Annotated in this window: 8 protein-coding genes; 2 read left to right on the top strand and 6 right to left on the bottom strand. The window is 71.5% G+C overall.

The genetic code is table 11. The annotated features are described in order from the left end of the window. From B9S61_RS06025 to B9S61_RS06010, 4 genes are all read right to left on the bottom strand, one after another. A partial coding sequence (locus tag B9S61_RS06025; RefSeq protein WP_103541259.1) for a hypothetical protein occupies nucleotides 1–529 on the bottom strand: 529 nt, incomplete at its 3' end. Further along, entirely contained in the window at nucleotides 526–2,307 is a 1,782-nt protein-coding gene (locus B9S61_RS06020; protein WP_103541258.1) for a nickel-dependent hydrogenase large subunit, read from the bottom strand. The genes B9S61_RS06025 and B9S61_RS06020, both read right to left, overlap by 4 nt. Before the next feature lie 73 nt (nucleotides 2,308–2,380). Beyond that, nucleotides 2,381–3,469 carry a hydrogenase expression protein HypE gene (locus B9S61_RS06015; RefSeq protein ID WP_181007267.1) on the bottom strand — a complete coding sequence of 363 codons (1,089 nt, stop codon included), beginning with the start codon at nucleotides 3,467–3,469 and terminating at the stop codon, nucleotides 2,381–2,383. Nucleotides 3,470–3,524: 55 nt separating this feature from the next. Further along, nucleotides 3,525–5,231: a hydrogenase maturation protein gene (locus tag B9S61_RS06010; RefSeq protein WP_103541257.1), complete on the bottom strand. Its 1,707-nt coding sequence runs from the start codon at nucleotides 5,229–5,231 to the stop codon at nucleotides 3,525–3,527. A gap of 286 nt (nucleotides 5,232–5,517) precedes the next feature. Between B9S61_RS06010 and B9S61_RS06005 the strand changes: the two genes are divergently transcribed. After that, the gene (locus B9S61_RS06005) at nucleotides 5,518–5,904 is read left to right on the top strand and encodes a hypothetical protein (protein ID WP_103541256.1); all 387 of its coding nucleotides are present in this window, start codon (nucleotides 5,518–5,520) and stop codon (nucleotides 5,902–5,904) included. A gap of 95 nt (nucleotides 5,905–5,999) precedes the next feature. On the opposite strand, the gene B9S61_RS06000 is transcribed toward B9S61_RS06005, so the two are convergent. After that, the gene (locus B9S61_RS06000) at nucleotides 6,000–7,478 is read right to left on the bottom strand and encodes a glutamate-cysteine ligase family protein (RefSeq protein WP_103541255.1); all 1,479 of its coding nucleotides are present in this window, start codon (nucleotides 7,476–7,478) and stop codon (nucleotides 6,000–6,002) included. Between the two features lie 83 nt (nucleotides 7,479–7,561). Beyond that, on the bottom strand, nucleotides 7,562–7,996 hold the full coding sequence (locus B9S61_RS05995) for an SRPBCC domain-containing protein (protein ID WP_103541260.1): 435 nt from the start codon (nucleotides 7,994–7,996) through the stop codon (nucleotides 7,562–7,564). Between the two features lie 129 nt (nucleotides 7,997–8,125). On the opposite strand from B9S61_RS05995, the gene B9S61_RS05990 reads away from it, so the two are divergent. Then, nucleotides 8,126–8,572, top strand: a complete 447-nt coding sequence (locus tag B9S61_RS05990; protein WP_103541254.1) for a DNA-binding protein — start codon at nucleotides 8,126–8,128, stop codon at nucleotides 8,570–8,572. Nucleotides 8,573–8,629 lie beyond the last annotated feature (57 nt).

Here is an 8,629-nt window from a genome sequence, read left to right as displayed (position 1 = left end):
AGTACGGGTCGATGCCCTGCTGCAGCTGCTGGACGTCGGCCGGCAGGGGCTCCATCGTCACCGCCGTCACCTCCGGCGCGGCGCACGCCAGCGCGTCCCGGGCCGCCTGTGCGACGGCGTCCCGGGAACCGCCGCAGCCGCAGCCGCCGGAGCCGGCCATCCGCAGCCGCAACCCGCCCGTGGCCGGGTCGAATCCGGCGTTCTCCACGGCGTGCGGGAGGGCGTCGAGGGCCCGGCCGATCCGGGTCGGGGCGTCGTCCGGATGCAGTCCGTGCAACACCAGCAGGCTCGCCACGAGTTCGTCGCGGAGCAGGGCGTCCACGGCCTGGCGGGCCGGTCGTTCCGGGTGCCGGCCGAGCAGTTCCATCGTCCGCGCGAATCCGGCGCCGTAGAACTCCATGAGCACGCGCACGAGTTCCTCGGCCGCCTCGCAGGCCGCGCGGTCGCCGGAGGAGGCGAGCCGGTCGAGGACCTCCTCCACCATCCGCCCCGCCGTCTCCGCGTCCCGGGCGCCGTCCGTGCGGCTCATCCGGCGAGTCCGCTCAGGCCGGTGGGGACGTGCATGGACTTCACCGTCCGGCCGTCGCCGACGTACATGTGGACGCCGCACGGCAGACACGGGTCGAAGCTGCGTACGGCGCGCATGATGTCGATGCCCTTGAAGTTCTCCGGGGAGTTCTCCTCGAAGATCGGCGTGTTCTGCACCGCGTCCTCGTAGGGGCCCGGAGTGCCGTAGGTGTCGCGGGTCGAGGCGTTCCACGGGGTCGGCGGGTACGGGTGGTAGTTGGCGATCTTGCCGTCCCGGATGACCATGTGGTGCGAGAGGACACCGCGCACCGCCTCGGTGAAGCCCACGCCGATGGACTCGTCCGGCACCTCGAACTTCTCCCACGTCTGGGTGCGTCCGGCGCGCACCTCCGCCAGGCCCTGCTCCGCGCTGTGCAGGGCCACGGCCGCGGCGTACGCCTGGAAGTAGGTGCGGGCGCGGTTGCGTTCCAGCGCGTTGGACCACTTCGGGATCTTCCACTCGAAGGTGGTCTCCGGCTTGGTCAGCGTGCGCGGCAGGTTGATGACGACGCTGTGACCGGTCGACTTGACGTACCCGATGTCCACGAGTCCCGACAGCGCGGTGGACCACAGCCGGGCGAGGGGGCCGCCGCCGGTGTCGAGCGGCAGGTGGTCCTTGCCGTCGAACCAGCGCGGGGACATCACCCAGCTGTACTTGTCGTCGAAGTTCCGCTTCTGCGGTGCGGGGATGGTGTGCTGGTTCCACGGGTGACGCGGGTCGACCGGGTTGCCGAGCGGGTCGTGGGTGACGAACTGCTCCTGGCCCTGCCAGTCCTCGTAGTACGAGCTGCCCAGCAGGATGCGGATGCCGAGGTTGATCTCGGTGAGGTCGTTGGTGACCAGCTTGCCGTCCACGATCACACCGGGGGTGACGAGCATGCGCCGCCCCCAGTCCGTCATGCTGGCGTAACCGAAGTCGCAGTACTCGGGGTCGTTGAACGCGCCCCAGCAGCCGAGCAGCACCCGTCGCCGGCCGACCTCCTCGTAACCGGGCAGCGCCTCGTAGAAGAAGTCGAACAGGTCGTCGTGGAGCGGCACGACCCGTTTCATGAACTCGCAGTAGCGCATGAGGCGGGTCATGTAGTCCGTGAAGAGCTGCACCGAGCCGATGGTGCCGACGCCGCCCGGGTACAGGGTGGAGGGGTGCACATGGCGGCCCTCCATCAGACAGAACATCTCCCGGGTGTACCGGCTGACCTGGAGCGCCTCCCGGTAGAACTCGCCCTCCAGCGGGTTGAGCGAGCGCATGATGTCGGCGATGGTGCGGTAGCCGTGGTCGGCCGCGTGCGGGGCCTCGGTGCGTTCGGCGAGTTCGAGGACGCCCGGGTTGGTCTCGCGGACCATCTTCTCGCAGTAGTCGACCCCCACCAGGTTCTCCTGGAAGATGTTGTGGTCGAACATGAACTCCGCGGCCTCACCGCAGTTGATGATCCACTCACCGAGGTGCGGCGGCTTCACGCCGTACGCCATGTTCTGCGCGTACACCGAGCAGGTGGCGTGGTTGTCACCGCAGATGCCGCAGATGCGGCTGGTGATGAAGTGCGCGTCGCGCGGGTCCTTGCCCCGCATGAAGACGCTGTAGCCGCGGAAGACCGACGAGGTGCTGTAGCACTCGGCGACCCGCTTCTGCTTGAAGTCGATCTTCGTGTGGATGCCGAGGCTGCCCACGATCCGGGTGATCGGGTCCCATGCCATCTCCACCAGGCCGGTGCCGTCACCGGTGGTCGTCGAGGTCGCCATTGTGTCTGTGCTGCCCTTCGGTCGTTCGGGTCGGTGAGCGGGTCGGCGGATCAGCGGGGCAGGGAGGCGCCGGTCACCAGGGCGGCCGGTAGCCGGTGGTGAGTTCCCGGCCGGTGCGGCGCCACCTGGGCTCCTCGTCCACGGTCCGCAGGGTGATGGTCCGCAGCTTGCGCACCACCGCCCCGTAGGCGCCGCTGGCCGCGCTGGAGAGCCGCGCGCCGGGTGGCTCGTCCATGAACGGCATGAACTTGTCGGGGAAGCCGGGCATCGTGCAGGCGATACAGATGCCGCCGACGTTCGGACAGCCGCCGATGCCGTTCATCCAGCCGCGCTTGGGCACGTTGCACTTCACGACGGGCCCCCAGCAGCCGATCTTCACGAGGCACTGGGGGGAGTCGTACGAGGTGGCGAACTGGCCCTGTTCGTAGTAGCCGGCACGGTCGCAGCCCTCGTGCACGGTGGCCCCGAACAGCCAGGTGGGGCGGAGTTTGTCGTCCAGCGGGATCATCGGCGCGGAGCCCACCGCCTGGTAGAGCAGATAGGTCAGGGTCTCGGCGAAGTTGTCGGGCTGGATGGGGCAGCCCGGAACGCAGACGATCGGGATGCCGGCCTGTGACGTCCAGTCCCAGCCCAGGTAGTCCGGCACGCCCATCGCGCCGGTCGGGTTGCCGGCCATGGCGTGGATGCCGCCGTAGGTCGCACAGGTGCCGATGGCCACGACGGCGAGGGCCTTGGGGGCGAGCCGGTCGATCCACTCGCTGGTGGTGATGGGCTGTCCGGTCTCCGGGTTGTCCCCGAAGCCGCACCAGTAGCCCTCCTGCTTGATCGCCTCGTTCGGCACGGACCCCTCGATGACCAGGACGAACGGATCGATCTCGCCGCGCTCACCCTTGAAGAACCACTCGATGAACGTGTCCGCGCCCCCGACGGGCCCGCATTCGAAGTCGATGAGCGGCCAGTGCACGGCGATCTTCGGCAGTCCCGGCAGTCCGCCGAGCGCGATCTCCTCGATGCTGGGCTGCATGGCGGCCGTCAGGGCGACCGAGTCGCCGTCGCAGCTCAGCCCGGCGTTGATCCAGAGGATGTGGATCGGCTTGTCGTCCGTGCCGATGGCGCCGGACGTCTCCGGCTCGGCGTTCGCGACCGGGGGGCTTGCGTTCATCAGGGCCTCCTGTGGAGGAAAAGCGGCATTGCCGATGTCTCGGCCCGGGTCCGTGTCAAGAGTCGGCCACACCGGCCGGCGGCGCAGCGGGGACCGTCGGCGGTTCCTTGCGCGCGAACGCCCGGCGGAGCGCGTGGTACGGCGCGGTGGGGTCGTAGAAGATCCTGCGCATGTGGGCGAGTTCCCGCTCGCGCACCGCCGCCAGCGGTGTGACGGACTCCCGGCGCTCGCTCTCGGCCTTCTTCGCGACGAGCCGTGATCGCGCCCCGGAGGAATCCGCCCAGCGCTGAGCCAGCCGGGTGACCTCCGCGCGGAAGCGGGCGGGAGCACATGCGATCACCCGGTCGGCCAGGCCGGTGTCCCGGGCCTGGCCGGCACCGACGGGGAGTGCCTCCCGGGTGAGCCGTTCCGCCGCCGCGGCGCCCACCCGCCGCGGCAGGCTGTAGGTCCAGTACTCCGAGCCGTACAGGCCCATGAGGCGGTAGTGCGGGTTGAGCACGGAGCCGGAACGGCACCACACCTCGTCCGCGGCGAGCGCCAGCATGACGCCCCCCGCCGCCGCGTTGCCTCCGATCGCGGCGACGACGAGACGGTCGGTGGTGGTCAGCACGGCCTCGACCAGGTCGTTCATGGCGTTGATGTTGGACCAGGACTCCGCCGCCGGGTCCGGTGCCGCCTCGATGACGCCGAGATGGATGCCGTTGGAGAAGAAGTCACGGTCGCCGCCGAGGACCAGCACCGACGTGGGCCGCTCGCAGGCCGCCCGGTAGGCGTCCAGCAGCCGGCGGCAGTGGCCGGTGGACATCGCGCCGCCCGGGAAGGCGAACGACAGCGTCCCCACGGGGCCGTCCTCCCGGTACCGGATGTCCGACCAGGGTGCGCCGTCTCCGGCCGGGCACAGCCGCGGGGCGGACGACCGCGGGATCCGGGGCAGCCGCCCGGCCAGGGCGAGCACGGCGGGCAGCTTGCAGGCCCGCGGCACGCCGGGGCCGGTACGGGCCCGCAGTTCGGGGATCCACACCGCGCCGTCGGCCGTGGCCCGGCAGACGGCCCCAGCCCGGGTGGCCAGCAGCTCTCCGGGACGTCCGCGCAGCCGGAACTCGGGATGGCCGCCGTGCAGGAACCATTCCCCGCCGAGCAGCTCGTCCCGGACGCCGGGCTGGGAGTCGGCGGCCCGCAGCTTGCGCAGCACCGTTTCGGTGGGATCGTCGGTCCACGAGATGCGCCGGGTGTCCTGCCGCATCGGCGGACGGGTCCGGGCGCCCGGCACGGCCGCGAGGGTGCTCTGTCCGGCGGGGGAGTGGCGGCCCGTGGCGAACCGTTCGACGGCGGTCAGTACGGCGTCGAGGGCCGCGTCGGCCAGCTCGCCCCGGTACAGATCGCTCTTGCCGACCCGTGCCACGGGGAACGCCGCCGTGGCCCACACGGGCCCCGAGTCCATCTCCTCCTCGGCCTGGAGGACGGTGACGCCCCACTCGGTGGCGTCCTCGTGGATCGCCCAGTCCAGGGAGGACGGGCCCCGGTCGCCGACGGGGCCCGGGTGCACGATCAGACATGTCCGGGCCGTCCACACCTCCCGGGGGACGACCGTCCTCAGCATCGGGGCCACGATCAGCTCGGGGTCGTGCCGGTCCACGGCGCGGACCACGTCACGGCCGGTGGGCGTCACCTCGACGGCGACGGCGTGCCCGCGGCCCCGCAGCTCCGCGTGGACCCGCTGCGTGAGGCCGTTGTCGGCACTGGCGATGAGCAGGATGCGCACGGCGACGGCCTTTCCGGGTGCTGCGGCCGCCGACGAGGGGCGGCCCGGCTGTCTGCGATGGTCGGGCATGCCGGGCCGGGAGCGTCGGCATGAATCCCCCTCGTCACCCGGGGGAGTGACGGTTGGGTCCACCTGGCAGGCCGCCGGCACGCTCATGCGGCGTCAGCCGTACGGGCACGACGGCCCACCTCGTCCGATATGCCCGGCATTCTGATGAGTGGGAGGCTTTTACTGCCGGGGCGCCGTGACATGCGCCCGCTACGAGAGCGGACAGGTGGGCCGACACATGCCGGACGAACGCAAGCAGCCGCAACCGTCACGGGACCACGGGCCCGGACGCCATCAGGGGACCGGACACCACGGCTGGTCGCCCGACGTCGACGAGACACGGCAGGAGGAGAACCCGAGCGCCCGCCGCTCCTTCCACGCGGAGGAGCACGCGCCCTCGCGCGGAGCGGGCCGCAAGCACGCCGAGGAGGAGCGCACGTCCGTACCGGGCGACGTCGCGCGCAGCGACGCGAAGCGCGGTGAGGAGCACGCGGACAAGGACGAGGAAGGCAGGCGGGACACGGGATGCCGGGGTCGCTCCGGGCGCCCCAGCGGCACGAAGGACGAGTCCGCCTTCACCGGTGTCGACCCCGACGACTCCGGGACCGGACGGCGTCCGGGCTGACGGACGGGCCGACGGAACTCCGGCGGACGGGCCGGCGGACGGGCCGGCGGACGGCGGGTGAGGATCCCGGCAGCCGGGATCCTCACCCGCCGCCGTCATTCCACGGGCCAGGTGTGGACCGGCGCGTTGAGGTGCATGTAGTCGATGTACTGCTGCGTCATCCGCCGCAGCGCCTCATGGCGGCCGCAGTGCGCGGTGGCGTCGATGTGATGGAACATCTCCTTCTGCCACACCGCTCCGTTGCGGCCCGTCACGCACCGCTGTTCGATGATGCCGAGCAGCGGCTCCCGCCACGCCTCGTCCATCCCGGAGCGCTCCAGCCCGCGGTGCGCCAGCGGCAGCAGCCGCCGCAGGACGAGCTCGGTCACCGGTACCTCGCCCATCCCGGGCCAGTACAGCCGGGCGTCGATGCCGTGGCGCGCCCCGGCCCGCAGATTGTCCTCCGCGGCCGAGAAGGACATCCGTGACCACACCGGCCGCTCCTCCTCCACCAGGGTGCGGGTGAGCCCGTAGTAGAAGGCGCCGTTGGCGAGGGTGTCCGCGACGGTGGGACCGGCGGGCAGGACCCGGTTCTCCACCCGCACGTGCGGTTTGTCGCGGGCGACGGCGTACACCGGGCGGTTCCAGCGGTAGATGGTGCCGTTGTGCAGGGTCAGTTCGCCGAGTTCGGGGACATCGCCCCGGGCCAGCGTGTCCGCGGGGTCCTGTTCGTCGCACAGGGGCAGCAGGGCCGGGAAGTAGCGCAGGTTCTCCTCGAAGAGGTCGAAGACGCTGGTGATCCACCGTTCCCCGAACCACACCCGGGGCCGTACCCCCTGCGCCTTGATCTCCTGCGGGCGGGTGTCGGTGGCCTGCTCGAACAGCGGTACCCGCGTCTCGTGCCACAGCTCCTTGCCGAACAGGAAGGGGGAGTTGGCCGCGAGCGCGACCTGGACCCCGGCGATCGCCTGTGCCGCGTTCCAGTAGCCGGCGAACTGCTCCGGGGAGACCTGGAGGTGGAACTGCGTGCTGGTGCACGCGGCCTCCGGGGTGATGGTGTCCGCATAGGTCCGCAGCCGGTCGGCACCGGTCACCTCGATGCGCAGATCCTCCCCGCGCGCCGCGAAGATCTGGTCGTTGAGCAGCCGGTAGCGCGGGTTCTCCGACAGCGCGCCCTCGCCGACGTCCTCCTGCCGCAGGGTGGGCAGGACACCCGTCATGATCAGATGGGCGCCGACGGACCTGGCGCGCCGCTCCGCGTGGTTCAGTGCCGCCCGGATCTCGGACTCCCAGGCGTCGGGGCCGCCCGCCGTGAGCCCGCGGGGCGCGATGTTGATCTCGAGGTTGAACCGGCCCAGCTCCGTGTCCCAGGCCGGGTCCGCGATCGCCTCCAGCACGTCGGTGTTGCGCATCGCGGGCTCGGCCCGGTCGTCGACCAGGTTCAGCTCGATCTCCAGCCCCACCTGGGGCCGCTCGGCCTCGAAGCGGGACTCCCGCAGCATCTGCGCGAGCGCGTCGAGGCAGTCCTGCATCTTGGTCCGGTAGCGGCGGCGGTCCTCGCGGGTGAAGGTGAGCGCCGGGACGTCGCGTCCCATCGGTCTCCCTCCAGGGTGCTCGTCCTCGGAACGTGTCCACCCCAGCGTCGCACCAGCGGGCCGGTCGGACCACGCGAGGCCGTTCAGCCGCTCGAGCCGTCGGCCAGGAAGACGGCCAGGCTGTCGAGGAGCATGGTGCTGCCCTGTTCGGCCATGTCGCGTTCCTCCGCCGTGTCGCACGACTGACGGACCACGATCCGCGTCCGCGGGCCGTCCTCGTCCAGCTCCACGCTCATCGACACGGGCGCGGGCCTGCCGGGGACGTCCATGCCCACCACCAGCAGACGGTTCCCGTCGACCTCCAGGTACGACCCGGTCATGGGGAACTCCCCGCCGTCCGGGGTGACCACGGTGGCCTTCCAGGCGCCGCCCGGCCGTACGTCCATCTCGACCGAACCGGGGGCGGCGTACGCCCATCGGGCGTACCGGTCGGGAGTGGTCCATGCCCGCCACACGGTGCCCGCCGGGGCGTCCAGGGTGCGGGTGAGGGTGTAGGAGAAGTCGGTGCCGGTGCTCATGATGCCGTCCTCGTCTCGGTTCAGGTGTGGTCCGTCGTACGGGGTGGACGGACCGGGCACCGGAACTCGTCGGTCGCGGTGTCGGTGTATTTTGTTGACAACAAAATGTTCATTTGGCAGGCTCGTTCCATGTCCGGCACCTCTGAACAGCCCACCGATCCCTTCACCCCGCCGAGTTCCGGCGCGGCACGCGCGCACCGGGAGCACGCCTCCTTGTTCCGCATCGCCGAACGGCACGCCGCCACGGACGGTCAGCGCCGTCGGCAGGCCCATCCCCTCATGATCAGCCCTCACGAGGCGGTCAGGCTGGTGTCGTTCCTGCTCAGCGGCGCGGCGCTGCCCGAGGACGGCGAACCCGGGGTGGACCGCGCGGACATCACCGCCGCGCTGAGTCTCCTGCCGCGCGCCCGCGCCGAGATGGACGAGCTCGAGGCGGGTCTGCTGCAGATGGCGCGGGGACGCGGGATGACCTGGCCGGAGATCGCCTTCGGGCTCGGCCTGCGCAGCCCGCAGGCCGCCCGGCAGCGCTACGAGCGGCTGGCCGAGCGCACCGACGCCGAGGCGGGAGAGGTGTAGGCGGGCGACGCGTGGCCGGTGGACGCGTGGCCCGGGGACGTGTCGCCGTGGACCGGC

The organism is Streptomyces sp. SM1 (genome assembly GCF_002910825.1).
Taxonomy (GTDB): Bacteria; Actinomycetota; Actinomycetes; order Streptomycetales; family Streptomycetaceae; genus Streptomyces; species Streptomyces okerensis.
Note: the sequence above shows the minus strand (reverse complement) of the source record. Positions and strands in the feature narration are given on the sequence as shown.